This window comes from Butyrivibrio sp. INlla18, assembly GCF_900103635.1.
GTDB lineage: Bacteria > Bacillota > Clostridia > Lachnospirales > Lachnospiraceae > Butyrivibrio.
Genome location: NZ_FMXK01000008.1, coordinates 160,350 through 179,549, shown reverse-complemented (window position 1 = coordinate 179,549; position 19,200 = coordinate 160,350). Strand labels below are relative to the sequence as shown.

Here is a 19,200-nt window from a genome sequence, read left to right as displayed (position 1 = left end):
TGCTAATGGCTCACTCGGAGGTTTAATTTTTTTCCGATCAATATACTTCTACCTGACCTTGGAAGATTCGTCTAAGTCTGTTACGAACCATGATGAAGGCTGGTATCAGGAATGCGTCTGCAAGGATCCAGGCTGCTGGACTTGCAAGGCAGATTGCTATGAAGCCGAATTTAGGAACAAAGAGAAGGGCTACTGCGCCTCGTCCGATCATTTCCATTACTCCGGCAAGTACTGCAAACATTGAAAAGCCCATCCCTTGGATAAGGAATCTGACAATATTTACAAGTGCAAGTGGTACGTAGAATAAGCTATTGTAAAAGAGGAACAGGTGGGCGTTGTCTAGACATGCCACATCTCCTGCCTCCAGAAATATCATTGAGAACTGTCTTCCAAAAAGTGCAAGGACTACAAAGGCTAAGATTGCATAGCCACATCCAATCTTACAGGCAGCAATGAGGCCATCCTGAAGGTGCTCCAGTTTCTTGGCACCAACGTTCTGTCCGCCATAAGTTGCCATTGTTGATCCAAGAGCATCAAATGGAATGCAGAAGAACATCGCAACCTTGCTGGCTGTTGTAACAGCGGCGATAGCATCTTCTCCAAGGGAGTTGATGGCAATCTGAAGGATTACGCTTCCGATGGCTGTGATGGAATACTGAAGCCCCATTGGAACGCCCATATTGAGGAGAATCACAAAGTGATGTCTATCAAGCTCCCAGTCTTCCTTCTGCAAATGAAGGATGTCAATCTTTCTAATAATATAGATAAGACAAAGGGCTCCAGAAATGCCCTGAGAAATTACTGTAGCAAAGGCTGCTCCAAAGATTCCCCAGTGGAAAGGAACAATAAACACGATATCCAGAACGATATTAACAACTGATCCAATGATCAGGTACTGAACAGGGTGCTTGCTATCTCCAAGAGCTCTGATGATTCCAGATAAAAGGTTATACATATATGTAACTGGAATTCCAAGGAATATTACTAATATATAAATGTATGCATATTCAAAAACTGACTCAGGTGTCTTCATAGCAGTAAGGATCTGTCTGCAGAAAACACTGACAAGAACTGTCATCACTACAGCGAATATAGCACTGAGGATGATGGAGTGTGTTACGAACTTACGCATGCTCTTATAGTCTTTGGCTCCAAATCTCTGAGCTACAGGAATCGCAAATCCATTACATACACCCATACAAAATCCCATGATAAGGAAGTTGATGGATCCTGTTGAGCCCATTCCTGAATAAGCCTCTTTACCAAGGAACCAGGAAACAATGGCTGTATCTATGATGTTGTACAACTGCTGGAAGAGCATTCCCCACAAAAGAGAAAGCGCAAATCCAAGGATAAGAGACATTGGATTTCCTACAGTTAAGTCTTTTACATTACTACTTTTTTGCATGTTTAAAACCATTCTTTCACAATATCGAACATGTTTTTTGGTACTGAGATAGTCTACTACATTCTGATAAAATATCAAGTATATTTTTAGGTGGAAACTTCCAAAAATAGAGCAATTATTGTACAATAGTCGTATCTTACTAGCACAGATGTAGTGCAGGAACGAGGACAAAATGGAAAATATCAAAGCAGTTGTTTCTCTAGGTCACGAAGCTCTTGGTGTCAACACCATGGAACAGAGAGCTGCCACACAGCTCACTGGTAAAGCTCTTGCAGATCTCGTTGAGGCCGGCTATCAGCTGGTCATCACTCACAGTAATGGTCCACAGGTCAGCATGATCCATAAAGCTATGACCGAACTTCACAGAATGTATATAGATTACACTTCAGCTCCTATGTGTGTCTGCAGTGCCATGAGCCAAGGCTATGTTGGCTATGATATTCAGAACTCACTTAGAACAGAGCTCACAAAGCGCGGAATCTACAAGCCGGTCAGCACTATCCTCACACAGGTTACTGTTGATCCTTATGATGAAGCCTTCTACGCTCCTACCAAGGAGATCGGACGTAACATGTCCAAGGAAGACGCTGATAACGAGGTTAAAAAAGGTAACTTCGTAAAAGAGATTCCTGGAAACGGATACAAGAGAATCATTGCAGCTCCTAAGCCAATCGAGATCGTCGAGATCGACGCTATCAGAACTCTTGTAGATGCTGGTCAGGAAGTTGTCGCTTGTGGCGGTGGCGGAATCCCAGTTATTCAGCAGGGACACACTCTTAAGGGTGCTTCTGCCGTAATCGAAAAAGATGCTATTGCCGGTAAGCTTGCAGCGGACCTCAAAGTAGATAGACTCATCATCTTAACTTCAGTTCCTTACGTTTACAAGAACTTCCAGAAGGAAGATCAGGAGCCAATCCTCAAGATGAACGTAGCTGATGCTAAGAAGTATATCGAGGCTGGCGAGTTTGGAGAGGTAGACATGCTTCCTAAGATTGAAGCTGCTATCGAATTCCTTGAAGCTAATCACGAAGGATCAGTTCTCATCACATCACTTGATTCTGTTGATGCAGCTCTTAAGGGCAAAGCTGGTACTTTCATCACTTTTGAATAATTTCTTTCATATATAAAGCCTCACGCATCTGCGTGAGGCTTTAATTATGTCTTTAAACCTGTTTTGCTGCTTCAGTATTAAACTGAGGTATTCTAGGTTGGAAGCTCTCTCCTCTGATCTCGATCAAAGGACTTGCTTTCTTTTCAATATAGTCACGAGTAATAGTTACTCTTCCGATATTTTCATCCTTAGGAATCTCATACATGATATCCAGCATGAAATCTTCTATTATGGCACGAAGAGCTCTTGCTCCTGTGTCTTTTTCAAGAGCCTTCTCAGCAATAGCTTCTAGGGCTGAATCATCAAAACGTAGATCTACTTCATCAAGTGCAAGAAGCTTTTGATACTGCTTAAGGATCGCATTCTTTGGCTCTTTTAATATCTGTATCAGCATCTCTTTATCAAGAGCCTGAAGAGTACAGATAATAGGAAGTCTTCCGAGGAACTCAGGAATCATACCGAATTTCTTGAGGTCTTCCACTGTGACATTTGAAAGAAGATTTGGATCATCTTCATATTTGTCCTTAAGATCTGCATCAAATCCGATTGATGTCTTCTTATTTAACCTCTGGGTAATGATTTCCTCAAGATCTGGGAAGGCACCACCGCAGATGAAAAGAATATTTCTAGTATTAACAGTTGTAAGAGGAACCATGGCATTCTTGCTGCCTGCTCCAACTGGAACTTCAACATTTGATCCTTCGAGAAGCTTGAGCATTCCCTGCTGAACTGATTCGCCGCTAACATCTCTTGATGTAGTATTCTTTTTCTTGGCAATCTTGTCTATCTCATCGATGAAGATAATTCCGTGCTCAGTCTTCTCTACATCATTGCCAGAAGCTGCAAGAAGCTTACTAACTACGCTCTCGATATCATCACCGATATAACCAGCCTCTGTAAGAGATGTAGCATCTGCAATAGCAAGAGGCACATCAAGAAGCTTAGCAAGGGTCTTAACTAGATAAGTCTTACCACTACCTGTAGGTCCCAGAAGAAGGATGTTTGACTTCTCGATCTCAATATCATCCATTGTATCTGTAGCTACTCTCTTGTAGTGATTATAGACCGCAACAGACATTACTTTTTTAGCCTGATCCTGTCCGATAACATATTCATCAAGCTTAGCCTTGATCTTGTGAGGAGCTGGGATATTCTTTATATCAAAAGCTGGCTTAACCTTGCTCTCACTCTTTTTCTTGATCTTCTGTGAATTAGGAATACCGCCAAAAGGCTGATCTCCCATGCCAAAGAAACCAAATCCTGGGAACCCGTTTGTATTCTTGTTGAGTTCATTCATAAGATTTGGATTGTTCAGCATGTTCTGATAATCAAACTGGCTGACTGTGTCCATGGTCTTTTGCATACAGTCGTTACAGATGCAGATATTGTTTGGAAGATGGAACATCTTACCAGCTTTGCTCTCTGGACGTCTGCATACAAAACAAACATCTTCATATTCAGTTTTGTTGTTATCTTCTGTTGTTGTATCAGAAGACTCAGATGTTGTATTCACAACATCTGAGCCATCATCACCCTCTTTTATCTCTCTGAAATCAAATTCGTCGTCTCTGTTTCCTGCCATATATACCTCATTAAATTATTAGTGACCGCTACCCTGGCCGCTCTTAGCATTTGGATCGCCGGCTGGCTGCTGGTCTACATTGCCGCCATTGTTGCCGCTTTCTGACCCATTGCCATTGCCAGAATTGCCGCTTCCATTTGTTGCATTAGAATCAGCCATAGCCTTGCCGAGTGTAAGGTCCATAGTGATCTCTGAATATTCTGCGCCGTTAGCTCTTTTAACAGTAACCTTAACTGTTGTGCCGGCTGAATAATACTCAAGCTTGTTCTGAAGCTCATCCATTGATGTGATCTCATCGCCTTCAAATCCAACGATGACATCGCCCTTCTGCATACCTGCTGCCTGTGCCCCACCGCCATCAGCAACTTCTGCAACGTAGATGCCAAGTGGAAGTCCATACATCTGAGATACTGATGATGTAACTGTCACACCTGAAATTCCAAGATATCCTCTCTCTTCATCAGAAACCTTAACCTTGGTCTCTTCATTCATGAGCTTGTCGATGATAGGACGTGCAACTGAAATAGGAATAGCATAGCCCATACCTTCAATTGTCTCGCCACCGATCTTGTTAGAGTTGATACCGATCACTTCACCAGAAATATTAAGAAGCGCGCCACCTGAGTTACCTGGGTTGATCGCTGCGTCTGTCTGGATAAATGTCTGATATACACCCTCTGAGATCTCAACTTCTCTGTTGATAGCTGAGATAACACCTGTTGTAACTGACTGGCCATATCCAAGAGCGTTACCTATTGCAATTGCTGGCTCGCCAAGCACAAGTGAATCGCTATCGCCAAGAGTTGCTACCTTGATGGAACCAAGAGTATCTGCTGAAATGTCATCAAGCATAACTGCTATAACTGCAAGGTCCATATCCTGGTCAGTTCCTTTAACAACTGCCTGAACTGAAGCATCATCTGTAAAGATAACTTCAAGTGAATCTGCACCTTCGATAACGTGGTAGTTAGTTGCAATGAGAAGCTCTGTATCGTTCTCACCTACGATGATACCACTACCTGAAGCCTGAGCTTCCTGAGTCTGAACATATCCAAAGTAGTTCTGAGAAGCTGTGTAGTTGTTGTGGATGATTACCATTGCTGGCATTACTTCTGATACAACACCTGTAACATCGGTAACTACTGCCTTAACTTCACCAGAAACTGTTGTTGTCTGGATCTTGTTCTCTGCTTCTGCTGCCTCTTCTGCAGCCTGTGAAGCTTCTTCTGCTGCAGCTTCCTCTTTTGCTGTCTCGTCCTGAGCTTCTTCCTGAGTTTCCTCGACCTGCTTGGAACCATCTTTGACACTAGCAAAGAGTTCTGGTCTGTTTGTTACTGCGTAGTAGCCCGCTCCAATGCCACCAGTCAAAAGAGCTATTGCTACTATAATTGCTACTGCGATGCCTGCTGTATTTTTCTTCTTTGGCGCAGGCGCCTGATTTGTTGCCCCAGAATTCATGTTGCCATTGGAGCTATATTGATAAGTTCCATAGCTCTGTTGCCCGTTACCGTAGCTGTAAGAATTCTGTGAGCTATTCCCCATATATCCATTTCCATAACTATAATTGTTGTAAGGGTTGCTGTTTGTACCTGGCTTGTTTTCTTCTTCAAACATAGGTCATACCTTCTTCCTTTCAAATTATGGCTTTAGTATAGTTTCATTCTGTGACGGAATTGTGTTGAATTTATAATAAAAAAATAATATTAGAATTAATAATCTTCTTCTAAAACCTGTATTTCCAGATAGTCGAAATCTATTTCCTCGATAAAAGAGTCCTGATAGAACCTGCATTTATTGTGTAGCTGAAAATCCTTAACTATTGGGTCCAGCCAAATAGGCTTTGGAAGGTCAAATTCATAGCACGCCTTTTCAAGGGCGTTCATTATTTTGTGAGTTCTTTTGTCATAGGTCTCATCGCATATCACTGTATCCTTGATCAAGTGGTTATCATCAACAACTCTGCACCACATTCTAAACATAGATAAATACCGCCTTGTTAAAGTTCTTTTCATAATAAATGCTGGATCATGAGCTTATCTCATAATCCAGCATATAATCATTTTATAATATTATCTGTAAAAACTCCACTTGCTCTTAAGGCTTCAAGGAAACTCTCCCTTGTGCGGGTAATGATGAGTTCCTCCGGGAAGTGGATGTCCTCTAGCATTGCAAGAGCCTTAGATGCATTTCCAATCTCATAAGCCATATGAGCATCAGTATTGACTGCAATCTTAACTCCAAGCTCTGCGCATCTTACTGCCACCTGTCTACAAAGACTCTGATGATGTCCTTCGTATGAGAAGCTGGCCTCGTTGATCTCAAGGGCCTTGTTCATATCCTTGGCTGCCTTCAGCACTGGGTCCATCTCAAACTCAACACCAGATCTTCCGATGTGTCCTATGAAAAGAACCTTTGGATGGCTAAGGGCATTTATGAACATCTGAGTGTTCTCCGCTGCCGAATGACCTACTGTATGTCTCTTGGAATGAACACTTGCGATCACGTAGTCCATTCTGCGAAATACCATATCAATAAGTGGCATTGGACTTTCCATCTCATCACCTACGATAGACTTGGTAATGATGTTGTCAAATCCAAACATATGGCCTTCCATATCTACTATGTCAGCCTCACAGCCTCTTAAAAGAGTAACGCCATGAAACTGCCTTGGCCACATATTAGTTCCAAAGAAGTACTGATAATTCTTGACGTCTTTGTAATCTGGAAAAAGCATTTCACTGAAGTGATCAGTACTGCCAAGGAGTTTGATTCCTTTCTCACTGGCAGCTCTGACATTCTCTTCTATAGTTGAATATGCATGTCTTGAATATATTGTATGTGTATGGGTATCACATTCTATATGGTACATCTAAAAACCTCTATTTCTCTTACTTCCCCCATATCACGCTATCATGGTCAGTCTTCGTATCCGTTAGGATTCTGGCTCTGCCACTTCCATGAATCTGCGCACATTTCTTTGATACCATTCTCAGCCTTCCAGCCAAGCTCCTTCTCTGCCTTGTCAGCATTTGAGTAGCATGTTGCGATATCACCAGGACGTCTGTCTCTGATCACGTATGGGATCTTAACTCCTGTAGCTTCTTCGAAGTTCTTAACGATATCAAGTACGCTGTATCCTACGCCTGTACCAAGGTTGTAGATGTTAAGTCCGCTTCCAGGAGCAAGCTTCTTGAGAGCCTTAACATGTCCTACTGCAAGGTCAACTACGTGGATGTAATCACGTACGCCGGTTCCGTCTGGTGTATCGTAGTCGTTACCAAATACATTGAGTTCTGGGAGCTTACCTACTGCAACCTGTGTGATGTATGGCATAAGGTTGTTAGGAATTCCATTAGGATTCTCACCGATTGTTCCACTCTTGTGTGCTCCGATTGGATTGAAGTATCTAAGAAGAACTACATTCCACTCTGGATCAGCCTTCTGAATATCTGTAAGAACCTGCTCAAGCATTGACTTTGTCCATCCATAAGGGTTTGTACATGTTCCCTTAGGGCATTCCTCTGTGATAGGAATAAATGCTGGGTTACCATAAACTGTTGCTGAAGATGAGAAGATGATGTTCTTGCAGTTATGCTTTCTCATGACATCAACAAGTGTAAGTGTTCCTGTGATGTTGTTGTCATAATACTCCCAAGGCTTCTGAACTGACTCGCCTACTGCCTTAAGTCCAGCGAAGTGAATTACGCTGTCAATCTTCTCTGTTGAAAAGATCTTCTCGAGATCCTCTCTGTTTCTAATATCTGCCTCATAAAATGGCACTTTTTTACCAGTAAGCGCCTCAACTCTGCCAATTACTTTCTTGCTCGCATTTGCCAGATTGTCCATAACTACCACGTCGTATCCAGCGTTCTGAAGCTCAACGACTGTGTGTGATCCGATATATCCTGCTCCACCTGTTACTAGAATTGCCATTTTGATACCTCTCTTTTTGTTCTTTGCAAAATGTTGTCTGTTTTCACAAATTATTATCTTGGCTTTTATTTTAGTAAGTGAATTACTATATTACAACGTTCTTTTGTTATGCGTACCTGTCATAATGTTAACTGATTGTAATTAAAGCTCAATACCACACTTCTTGCAAAGTTCTCTTGCAGACTCTACTGAATCCACACCTTCTTTGTTCTTGATTGGTGCGAACTCATACTCTCTTACTACCTCATAAGGAAGGCAGCTATCAAGCATGTGGATCATATCAAGAACAAGCTGCTCAAACTTGCAGCCATTTGGCTTCTCAGGTTTAACAAGCTCAGCGTTCTCATCAATATAAGGAATCTTCTTCTCAACAACGTGAAGAGGAAGAGTCTTCTTGGCAATCTCATTAAGAGCCTTCTCGTTGAAGAGATAGTTAAGGATTACACCATAGTTGTATGCTGGATCGCCGTTAGCATCCTTGGCATCCATCATTTCCTGTGAAAGCTCATAATACTCAACGATAGATGGCTTGCCATCCTCAAGGCACATAACACCAACCTTCTCGTCTGGTGCGCTCTTACGAACAACCTTAGCGCCACAATCAACAACTGCATTAAGTGTTGCGCCCACAAAGCAAGGATCTGCGATTCTCTGAAGAACGTTATCTACTGCAAAGATATCGATCCACTCGATGCCCTCTGCAAGGATAACATCACGAAGGCCTGCCTTGAGCATTGATGAATACCAACCAGCATTACCATTAGGTGATGTTGAGATCCTGCCCTTACCTTCCATGTAAACCTTTCCTTCATAATCTGAAGCTGGCGCCATATCCTGCTTAAAGAATGTTACCTTATCCTCTGGATATCCAAAGTAGTTATGCTCCTTAAGGAAGTTTACTGTAGCATCATTATTCTTTTCACTTGTCATGATAAAGAGATGAATATATGCGCCGCCTGCAGCCTTAACTGTATCCTGAAGGTTCTCGATAATTCTCTGGAAGATGTAAACGTGCTTGGTAAGACCGATATCATACATTCCCTTAGGGTTGTCTGAACCAAGTCTTGTGCCCATTCCACCAGCTAAAAGAACTGCTGCCACCTTACCAGCCTTAATAGCCTCTACACCAATCTTAGTGAATTCATCTTTTCTCTTTTCAATCTCGGAAACCTGCATTGCTGCAAGTGGAGCAAACTGTCCCCTTCCTTCACTCTTTCCAAGGTTCTTGCAGTTTTCAAGTACAGCAAAATCTGTATCCTCGATCTGCTGAAGAAGATCAGCCTTCTCGCCATCTGAAAGCTCATCATAATATTTGAGAACATGGCTCTGGCCATACTCCTCAAGTTTCTTTTTTGCTTCTTCTAAGTTCATAACGTTTCCTTTCCGTCGTCCTCTAATAAACACTTTTTCCATTTTACCACATGTCAAAGTTTTCGTAAAAAGTGAGTCTTGAGGACAGAGGAAGTGAGCCATAGGGACGGAGGTTGGGGCTCATTTTTTGCAAAAATGAGCCCCAACCTCCGTCCCTATGGCTCACTTCCTCCGTCCCTATAGCTCACTTTCCACAAAAAAGAGAAGTCACCACACAAATGGCAACTTCTCTCGATCAAATTTCTTTTATCAGCCTGCTGGTGCTGCTTCTGGAGCAGGTGCAGGTGCTGGAGTTCCTGGTGTCCAGCCTGCTGGATCAACAAGGATTCCGTTCTTGTCAAATGTGCAATTTACGTTATCAAGAAGTGCTGTAACCTTTACAAGCATTCTACCGTTGTTAACATCGAAGTATCTCCAACCTTCTGGAGTCTGTACCCATCCAACAACCTGGTGTCCATCAGTAGGATCAAGATAGTAAACACCATCCTTGAGAGATGCAAGTCCAACAACCATCTTACCATCTGCGCCAAAGTAGAAGTTCTTGCCGTCGATTGCATTCCAGCCTGTAACCATCTTGCCGTCTGGTCCAAAGTAGAATCTGCTAGCAACATCTCCTGACCAGCCTGTCTGCATAACGCCTTCTGCGTCAAACATGTAGTTAGCTTTATCAAGAGTTACAAGGCCTGTAACTGCTGTATGTGTATCAGGTGCGAAGTAAAATCTCTGGCCCTGCTCATTGGAGAACCATCCGCTAATTGCGATACCATCTGCACCAAACATGTACTTACCAGTTTCAAGTGCGATCATACCTGTCTGCATTGCACCACTCGGACCAAAGAAGTAAAGCTTGTCACCAATCTGTGTAAGACCTGCGCGCATTGCATAGTTTTCATCAAAATAGTGAATACCATCTTCGAACTGTACAAAGCCCTTCTGACAAACACCATCAGCATTAGCATAATATACACCAGCTTCTCCAAGATTAAGAAGACCTGTGCATCTATTACCATTCGCATCAAAGTAGAATCTTGAACCGTCGATATCATTAAATCCAACTGCTGCAAGTCCGCCTTCTGCTGGCTTCAGGTAGTAGATACCTGTCTCATCCTGGAACCAACCAGTCTGAACAAATCCATTAGCATCTGTATGATATCTTCCGTTTGCAAGGTTTAGCCAACCATACTGCTTACGGTAATTGCTGTAGTAGAATACGTGTCCGCCCCAGCTATTAAATCCCTCTGGAATGATACGAGAGAAATAATCTGTGTAGAGGTGATTAACGTCTACCCTTGAAGGAACACCTGCATATGAACCATGGCTTGTTGACTGCCACATAGCATACTCACCAGGATAATCACATGCTGAGTTGTACTGAGCAACCCACTTTGCTGAAGCCACACTAGGCATTCTCTGAAGGAACCAGTTACGACTTGCGTAAACCATTGTCTCATATCCATTAGCATTAAGTATTCCACAGAAAGTATCTGCGATAGCCTGAAGCTGAGCAGCATTAAGTCCTCTCTGACACTGATCCTCAATATCAATTGCAACTGGGAAAGTTACTGAATAAGGAGCGATCCATGCAAGAACCTGGTTGGCCTCTGCAGCTGCTGCCTCTGGAGTTGTAGCATAAGAATAGATATAGATACCTGTTCTAACGCCAGCAGCATTAGCTCCGTTGATGTTATTTACAAACTGTTCGTCGAGACCCTTCTTGGTAGTACCAACACGGATCATAGCGAATCTGATACCTGAAGCTTTGACCTGTTGCCAGTTGATTGCTCCCTGATATTTAGAAACATCGATGCCTACTGCAACTTCTGGTCCTGCTCCTGCAGCCTCAGCTGTAATGCAGCCTACAGGCGAAAAAGATAGGAGTGCTACCGCAGAGATGAGCATTCCTACTGAAAGAATGAGTTTTCCCACTTTTTTCATTTACACTGACTCCCCTCGGATTTTTACATTTTTCTTAACATAAACAATTATATAAGAAATGCCACTTTGGAGCAACCTCCAAAGTGGCACTTTATTATTAAACTAAAACCCCATAGCCCCTAATTGACGATACCTCGTCAAGTGCTTTATCGAACCTTCTTCTGTACTAAGCTCGATAGAACCTCGCTAAGTACAAAGAAGCGGTGCGCACTAGGTTCGAAAGGACCTCACCAAGTGCTTTACACGAATGGATTCTCTGTTGGATATGGAAGTGAAGCTGGCTGATTGTAGCCAATAACTTCTGCTCCAACATACTTAAATACTTCGTAAAGAGCCTTTCCAAAGTGTCCAAATGCAACTGCTCCATGATGAGGGAAGTTGTGCTGGATAAGGATGTGTCTATAGAATCTTCCCATCTCAGGAATAGCGAATACACCGATTCCACCGAATGACTGAGTAGCAACTGGAAGAACCTCACCCTGTGCAACATATGCCTTAAGGTGATTGTCTGATGTGCTCTGAAGTCTGTAGAATGTGATATCACCAGGAATGATGTCACCTTCAAGTGTTCCCTGTGTAACCTCCTCAGGAAGGTTTCTAGCCATGATTCTCTGGAACTTCATCTCGCAGCTTGAAAGCTTGCTTGTGCATGTGTTTCCGCAGTGGAAGCCCATGAATGTATCTGTGTGCTTGTAGTCGAACTTGCCCTTGATTGACTGCTCGTACATATCAGCAGGTACAGAGTTGTTGATATCAAGAAGTGTAACAGCATCATCAGAAATGCATGTTCCGATGAACTCTGAAATTGCACCATAGATATCTACTTCGCAAGATACAGGGATTCCTCTGCCTGTAAGTCTTGAGTTAACGTAGCAAGGAACGAATCCGAACTGTGTCTGGAATGCAGGCCAGCACTTACCAGCGATACATACATATTTCTTGCCGCCTCTGTGCTCTTCGATCCAGTCAAGAAGTGTAAGCTCATACTGAGCAAGCTTCTCAAGGATTTCAGGCTTCTTGTTACCAGCGCCAAGATCCTTTTCCATATCTGCCTTAACTTCTGCGATTCTAGGATCACCAGCATGCTTATTGAATGACTCGAAGAGGTCAAGCTCTGAATTCTCTTCAATTTCAGCACCCATGTTGTAGATCTGCTGGATAGGAGCGTTACAAGCAAGGAAGTTCATAGGACGTGGTCCAAATGAAATAACCTTGAGGTTTGCAAGTCCATCAAGTGCTCTAGCGATTGGAACGAACTCGTTGATCATCTTAGCACACTCATCAGCTGTTCCTACTGGATACTCTGGGATGTATGCCTTAACGTTACGAAGGTGAAGGTTGTAGCTTGCATTGAGCATACCGCAGTAAGCATCTCCTCTACCATCGATAAGGTCGCCCTGTGACTCTTCTGCTGCCGCACAGAACATTACAGGTCCATCAAACTTCTCTGCAAGAAGTGTCTCAGAAATTTCTGGTCCGAAGTTTCCAAGATATACGCAAAGAGCGTTACATCCTGCCTTCTTTACATCTTCAAGAGCCTCAAGTGTCTGAGTCTCGCTCTCGATGATGCAAACAGGACACTCATAAACGTCCTTGTCGTTGTAGTTCTTTTTGTAGGCCTCTACTAAAGCCTTTCTTCTGTTTACAGCAAGTGAAGCTGGGAAACAGTCACGGCTTACTGCAACAAGACCGATTTTTACCTCTGGAATATTGATCATAATAAATCCCCTTTCTTTTTTATACCAAGAGCAATCTGCTCTACTCTACCTTTAGTCTAACCGACGTATATCATTATCAGCTAAAAAGCACTAAAAAACAACGTGCCAAATTATAGAAAATACCCCGATAAAATTATTCAAAATACCTATATCTTGTAATTTTTTTAGTCTCTAAAAAAGACAAGCTATCAAAGCGTAACCTCGATCTCTACACACTCGTGTCCAGTGAGCTCTTTTGATCTAGCATCTGGCTGCTGGCATCCAGCATAAAGCTTGAAGTTCTTGGCAAACACCTTTCTCTCACCTTCTTCATTTACAGATGTAAATGCCTTCTTATCAAGCTTAACAGTAACCTCTACCTCTGAGCCTGCAGGAACATGCACTCTCTTGAAGCCGCAAAGGCTTGGATGTGTCGTAGCAAACTTAGAATCAAGATCCTTGATATAAACCTGAACAACCTCGTCTGTATCCTCCTTTCCATCATTTGCAACCTTAACTGTAAGCTCTGCATCAATCTGCTCATCCTTGAAGCCATTGTCCATATGTAAGTGATGATCAGGCTTAACATAACAATCACCGTATGTGAGGCCATATCCAAATGGATAAAGAGGTGTTCCCTCAAAGTATCTGTAAGTTCTATTCTTCATAGAATAGTCTTTGAAATCTGGAATATCATCAGCTGATGCATAGAACGTTACAGGAAGCTTACCTGAAGGTGAAACATCACCAAAGAGGATATCTGCAACATCCTTACCGCCTCTAGCACCTGGATACCAAGCCTGAAGTACTGCATTGGCCTCTTCCTCAGCCTTGCTAAGGTCGATAGCACTACCAGCCATATCGATTACGATAGTAGGCTTGCCACACTCAAGTACTGAGTAAAGGAGCTGTCTCTGGCAAAGAGGAAGATTAAGATTGATCTTGTCTCCTGATGCAAACTGATTGCCTGCATCGCCCTCTTCTCCTTCGAGGTTCTCATCAAGACCAACTACTACTACCACTACATCTGAGTGATCAGCAACAGCCTGCGCCTCTGAGAGTCTGTCTGGAAGATTAGGATCTGCCAGGTTACTGATGTTATTCTTGAAGATGTCTGAGCCTTCAGAATAAAGAACTCTGACGTCATCTCCAACCTTGTCCTGGATACCTTCAAGAACAGTGATGTATCTAGAAGCTGTTCCATGATAGTTACCAATAAGTGAAAGTCTTGAGTTAGCATTTGGTCCAACTACGCCAATAGTCCTTATCTTGGACTTATCAAGTGGAAGAAGTCCATCATTTTTAAGAAGTACTACTGACTCCCTTGCAGCTCTGCTAGCTACAGCAAGATGCTCTTTGCACTCAACCTTCTCAAAAGGAATCTCATCATACTCTGTCTTATCAAACATTCCAAGAAGGAATCTTGTAGTAAAGAGTCTCTCACAGGATGTTGTAATGAGCTCTTCATCAAGAATGCCTGCTCTATAAGCATTCATGATAGTCTGATAAGTACATCCGCAGTTAAGGTCACATCCCATTTCAAGAGCAAGCTTAGCTGACTCTTCTGGGCTACTTGTTACCTTGTGATTTTCATGGAAATCCTTGATCGCCCAGCAGTCTGATACGAAGTGACCTTCGAATCCCCACTTACCTCTTAAAGTATCTACCATGAGAGGCTTGTTTGCGCAGCATGGCTCACCATTTGTTCTGTTATATGCGCCCATTACTGCCTCAACGCCAGCTTCCTTTACGCATGCCTCGAAAGCAGGAAGGTATGTCTCTTCCAAGTCCTTCTTGGATGCCTTGGCGTCAAAGAAATGTCTCTCTCCTTCTGGTCCTGAATGCACTGCGAAGTGCTTGGCACATGCAGCAACCTTCATATATTCTCCATCACCCTGCATTCCCTTAACAAATGGAACTGCAAGTCTGCTGGTAAGATAAGGATCTTCTCCATAGGTCTCATGACCTCTACCCCAACGTGGGTCTCTGAATATATTTACATTAGGAGCCCAGAAAGTGAGTCCCTTGTAAATATCTCTATCCTCTCTCTTGGACTGCTCGTTGTACTTGGCACGAGCCTCAATAGCAACAATATCACCGATGGCTCCCATAAGGTCCTCATCGAATGCAGCTGCAAGTCCAATAGCCTGTGGGAACATTGTAGCTGTGCCCGCTCTTGCAACTCCGTGAAGAGCTTCATTCCACCAGTTGTATGCTGGAATTCCCAGTCTATCGATAGCTGGAGCGTCATAACGAAGCTGTGATGCTTTTTCATCAACAGTCATCTTAGCAACAAGTTCTTTTGCTCGCTTTCTAGCTTCCTCTCTATTCATAAAAACAATCCCCTTTAATTAATCTTTTGTGATCCATTTTCAATTTTAAAGAATGGAAATTGTTTTTTCTTACCATTTTTTGCCTTAATCAGCTTAATATTTGCGGATAGAAAAAGAGGCATAACCGCAAGGGTTATGCCTCAAATTCACTTTAAAAGTCTAGTTATTATGGGAGCATGTCTGCATCGCCGAAGTACTCAGCCCACTTCTCTGCACGCTCATCCATGATAGCCTGTCCACCTGCTGAGAGGTAATCTGACATATAGCTATCCCATGTTGAATCGAAGTCAGCTTCTGCTGCAACTACAGCGTTATCATAGATCTGGTCTCTCTTTGATGAAAGAGTATCACCAACACCAGCTTCTGCTGTGATCTCACCAACGTTTACATTAACTGGCTCAATACCATCTGTACGAGAGATAACGTCTGCCTGGCTTACAAGCTCAGGATCTGCCTCTGCATAACCATATGCAAGTGAAAGAGCTGCAAGCTTCTCATCACCGAAGTTTGTTCCGTTACATGTGATTGTGTAGTCAATGTTCTTACCAGAGTTCTGGATTGCATCGCCTGTTGCAGCAATGATCTGGATAGCACCAGAATCAAGAACTTCGTGTGTTACGCCTTCGTCACCAGCCTGAAGGTACTTAATTGTCTCAGGCTTTGAAATGAAGTCAACATAAAGAAGTGAAGCAAGAGGCTCAGTGTTTGTTGTTGGGAAGAAGATCTTTCTGTCACCAGCTGAGCTGTAAAGCCACTTAGCATACTTTCCGTCTGAGTTCTGGAAGCAATCTACAGCAACAAACTTAGCATCTTCACCTACATTTCTCTTAAGGTTTGCGTTGATGCTGTCTTCACCGTTTCTGAATACATAATCCCAGTTGTGCTGGAATGCACCAACATAACCAGCCTTGATCATGTCATCCTCAGTTGTGTCTCCGCTTCCATAAAGAGCGAAATCTTTCCAAATAAGGTCTTCGTTGTACCACTTGTTAAGGAGCTTAACTGCTTCCTTTGTAGAAGCCTGTGTTACCATTCTGTCATCGAATCCGTTGATGTAGTATTCCTTATCTGTGATCTTAGGATCCATGAAAGATGTGATGATGTTAGCTGTTCTCCAACCTACATCATAGCTTGTTGAGAATGGAACCATCTTAGAAGCGTCTTTTCCAAGAAGAGTATCAGCGTTATCTCTGAATGCAATAAGCATATCTTCGAATTCCTGAGTTGTCTTTGGAGCCTCAAGCCCAAGCTTATCAAGCCAGTCCTGACGAACGAATGTTACGATTCTCTGCTGCTCAGCACGTCTACCTTCGATTGCCCAGATAGAACCTGTCTTAGGATCCTTATCCCAGTAGATGTTCTGCTCGCCAAGCCAGTTCCAAAGATTTGGAAGATCAGCCTTGTATGCATCTACATAGTCAGCAAGGTCGATAACACCGCCCATCTGAGCGTATGTAAGAACTGTAGGATAGCTGTAAGTTACGCAGATGTCTGGAGCTTCGCCAGCTGCAAGAAGGTTGTTGATATCATCAACCTCTGTCCATCTTGGAACCTTCTTGAAAGTAACTTCTACGTTGTGCTCTTCAAGCATTCCCTTTTTGATGTACTCTGTGTACATGTTGTTTTCTGGATCTGATCCGCCATCGTTTCCTCTGTCGTAGATCTCTACTGTGATCTTTCTTGTCTCAGCAAACTTGCCGTCAACAAGTTCAGATGCAGTCTCTGGCTCAGCTGTTGTCTCAGACTCAGTAGCAGTTTCCTGCTTAGCTGTATCTGTGCCAGTCTGGGTCTCAGAGCCCCCGTTTGATGATCCGCAAGCCACGATTGAAAGTGCCATAACGGATGCAAGAAACATAGATAATACCTTTTTCTTCATAACTATACCTCCATATTTATTTAAATTTAAATTACTACCAATAAGGAAGTTCTGCTCTCACACTTCGTGTGAGCCAGAACAAGAATTCTCACTAAGCTCGAAAATACCTCGCCAAGTGATCATTCTTTTACAGCACCTAATGTAACCCCGTGAATAAAGTACTTCTGAAGGAATGGGTAGATGCACAGGATAGGCACTGTTGAGAACATTACTACCGCAGCCTTAAGCGATTCTGAAAGACCTGGTGCTGAGAAGCCTTCCTGTGTTGCAACCTCAACCTGGTTGATGTTGTTGATGATGTTGTACAAAAGAAGCTGCAATGTATAATACTTGGCTTCTCTCATGTACATAAGGGCATCTGAATAACCGTTCCATCTTCCTACTGCATAGAAAAGAGCCAGTGTAGCCATAACAGGCTTGGAAAGAGGAAGATAAATACTGATCAATATCCTAAAGAATGATGCTCCATCAATCTCGGCTGATTCACGAAGGCTATCTGGTATCCCATAAAAGAAGCTTCGCATGATGATCATGTTGTATACGCTCATTACACCAGGAATGATGAGAACCAATGGGTTACTCAAAAGGTTAAGCTTCTGCATCAGCAGGTAGTTAGGAATTGTTCCTGCATTGAAAAACATCGTGATAGTAATGAATACGTTTATTGCTTTTCTGCCCCTAAGTCCTTCGAAGATAAGAGGATAAGCGCAAAGTGTTGTCATTGTAAGTGATGCAACTGTACAAATGATAGTAAGGAAAACTGTCCAGAAGAAAGCTCTTATGTACTTGGCATCCTTAAGTACTGTTGCATATGCCTTGAAGTTCAGTCCCTTTGGAATAAGATATACTTCACTTCTTACGATATAATCCACACCGCTAAGTGACTTAGCAAGGAGGTTTAACATTGGGATAATGCAGATCGCACTTACAAGCAAGCAAAAGATCACAAATACAATATCCCAGATTTTATCTGCTCTTGATTTAACTTTCATGTCTATGCTCCTCCTTTACCATATTCCTCTCTCACCAAGTTTGCGTGAGATGAAGTTAGCCATTAACAGGAAGAACACACCAACAACTGACTGGAAAAGACCTACAGCTGTTGTAAGTGAGAACTGAAGTCCCTTAATACCTACTCTATAAACGAATGTTGGAATAACGTCAGCAACTCTCATTACGAGGTTATTCTGGAATGCGAATGGTCTGTCGAAACCACCACCAAGAATATTACCAAGGCTCATGATGAGAAGAACTACGATGGTTGGCTTGATTCCTGGAAGAGTGATATGCCACATCTTGCGGAACCTTCCTGCTCCATCAACAGCTGCTGCCTCATATAGTTCTGGATTGATACCTGCGATAGATGCCAGATAAACAATGGATCCCCAACCAAAGTTCTGCCAAATACCAAAGCCAATATAACTTCCGATCCAGTGACCTTCTTCATTAAGGAATGGAATAGCTTTTCCGCCAAGGTCATGAATTACCATGTTTACAAGACCATCATTTGGTGCAAGGAGCTGAAGTGCCAAGCTGTAGATGATGACCCAAGAAAGGAAGTGAGGCATATAAGCAATTGTCTGAACTACCTTCTTGTATCTTGCAAAACAAAGCTCATTTAATATCAGTGCAAAAATGATAGGTGCTGGAAAACCAAAAAACAGATCCAGCAAATTAAGTGTAAGTGTATTTCTAAGGGCATATTTAAAATCATTAGTCTTAAAAGCCTTAATAAAATACTCAAATCCGTGATTGGCTGCTACTGGCAATTTCCAGATACTCTCAACCAAGCTGTACTTCTTAAATGCAATCTGAACATAGACCATTGGTGCATATTTGAACACTAATAAATATGTCAGTGGTAACAGAAGCATGACATATAACTGCCAATACCTCTTCATGTAGACGCTAAACTTGAAATTAGACGTCTTCCCCTTCTCTTTCATACTTTTCC

General features: G+C 42.6%; 14 protein-coding genes. 1 reads left to right on the top strand and 13 read right to left on the bottom strand.

Annotated features, from left to right (window positions below; all coding sequences use genetic code 11):
* Nucleotides 1-37: 37 nt before the first annotated feature.
* Nucleotides 38-1,408 (bottom strand): MATE family efflux transporter, encoded by a 1,371-nt coding sequence (locus BLS24_RS06990; protein ID WP_091757599.1) that lies wholly within the window; start codon nucleotides 1,406-1,408, stop codon nucleotides 38-40.
* A 172-nt stretch (nucleotides 1,409-1,580) separates the two neighbouring features.
* Here BLS24_RS06990 and arcC point away from each other — a divergent pair, with 172 nt between their 5' ends.
* Nucleotides 1,581-2,519, top strand: a complete 939-nt coding sequence (gene arcC / locus BLS24_RS06985) for a carbamate kinase (RefSeq protein WP_091757464.1) — start codon at nucleotides 1,581-1,583, stop codon at nucleotides 2,517-2,519.
* Nucleotides 2,520-2,571: 52 nt separating this feature from the next.
* Here the strand turns inward: arcC and clpX are convergent, their stop codons facing one another.
* From clpX to BLS24_RS06925, 12 genes are all read right to left on the bottom strand, one after another.
* On the bottom strand, nucleotides 2,572-4,101 hold the full coding sequence (clpX, locus tag BLS24_RS06980; protein ID WP_091757462.1) for an ATP-dependent Clp protease ATP-binding subunit ClpX: 1,530 nt from the start codon (nucleotides 4,099-4,101) through the stop codon (nucleotides 2,572-2,574).
* A gap of 18 nt (nucleotides 4,102-4,119) precedes the next feature.
* Nucleotides 4,120-5,715: a S1C family serine protease gene (locus BLS24_RS06975; RefSeq protein WP_242872248.1), complete on the bottom strand. Its 1,596-nt coding sequence runs from the start codon at nucleotides 5,713-5,715 to the stop codon at nucleotides 4,120-4,122.
* Nucleotides 5,716-5,810: 95 nt separating this feature from the next.
* Nucleotides 5,811-6,080, bottom strand: coding sequence for a hypothetical protein (locus BLS24_RS06970; RefSeq protein ID WP_091757460.1), 270 nt, complete (start codon nucleotides 6,078-6,080; stop codon nucleotides 5,811-5,813).
* 77 nt (nucleotides 6,081-6,157) lie between these two features.
* Complete coding sequence (locus BLS24_RS06965; RefSeq protein ID WP_091757458.1) at nucleotides 6,158-6,970, bottom strand: phosphatase; 813 nt, start codon at nucleotides 6,968-6,970, stop codon at nucleotides 6,158-6,160.
* A 47-nt stretch (nucleotides 6,971-7,017) separates the two neighbouring features.
* Complete coding sequence (gene galE, locus BLS24_RS06960; protein WP_071175038.1) at nucleotides 7,018-8,034, bottom strand: UDP-glucose 4-epimerase GalE; 1,017 nt, start codon at nucleotides 8,032-8,034, stop codon at nucleotides 7,018-7,020.
* Nucleotides 8,035-8,175: 141 nt separating this feature from the next.
* Nucleotides 8,176-9,405: a UTP--glucose-1-phosphate uridylyltransferase gene (locus BLS24_RS06955; protein ID WP_091757456.1), complete on the bottom strand. Its 1,230-nt coding sequence runs from the start codon at nucleotides 9,403-9,405 to the stop codon at nucleotides 8,176-8,178.
* A gap of 249 nt (nucleotides 9,406-9,654) precedes the next feature.
* On the bottom strand, nucleotides 9,655-11,340 hold the full coding sequence (locus BLS24_RS06950) for a GH25 family lysozyme (RefSeq protein WP_091757454.1): 1,686 nt from the start codon (nucleotides 11,338-11,340) through the stop codon (nucleotides 9,655-9,657).
* Between the two features lie 239 nt (nucleotides 11,341-11,579).
* Nucleotides 11,580-13,058 (bottom strand): L-fucose/L-arabinose isomerase family protein, encoded by a 1,479-nt coding sequence (locus BLS24_RS06945; RefSeq protein WP_091757452.1) that lies wholly within the window; start codon nucleotides 13,056-13,058, stop codon nucleotides 11,580-11,582.
* A gap of 188 nt (nucleotides 13,059-13,246) precedes the next feature.
* The gene (locus BLS24_RS06940) at nucleotides 13,247-15,370 is read right to left on the bottom strand and encodes a glycoside hydrolase family 3 C-terminal domain-containing protein (RefSeq protein ID WP_091757450.1); all 2,124 of its coding nucleotides are present in this window, start codon (nucleotides 15,368-15,370) and stop codon (nucleotides 13,247-13,249) included.
* Nucleotides 15,371-15,536: 166 nt separating this feature from the next.
* The gene (locus BLS24_RS06935; protein ID WP_091757448.1) at nucleotides 15,537-17,246 is read right to left on the bottom strand and encodes a type 2 periplasmic-binding domain-containing protein; all 1,710 of its coding nucleotides are present in this window, start codon (nucleotides 17,244-17,246) and stop codon (nucleotides 15,537-15,539) included.
* Nucleotides 17,247-17,365: 119 nt separating this feature from the next.
* Nucleotides 17,366-18,238 (bottom strand): carbohydrate ABC transporter permease, encoded by an 873-nt coding sequence (locus BLS24_RS06930; RefSeq protein ID WP_091757446.1) that lies wholly within the window; start codon nucleotides 18,236-18,238, stop codon nucleotides 17,366-17,368.
* Between the two features lie 15 nt (nucleotides 18,239-18,253).
* Nucleotides 18,254-19,192, bottom strand: a complete 939-nt coding sequence (locus BLS24_RS06925) for an ABC transporter permease (RefSeq protein WP_091757444.1) — start codon at nucleotides 19,190-19,192, stop codon at nucleotides 18,254-18,256.
* Nucleotides 19,193-19,200 lie beyond the last annotated feature (8 nt).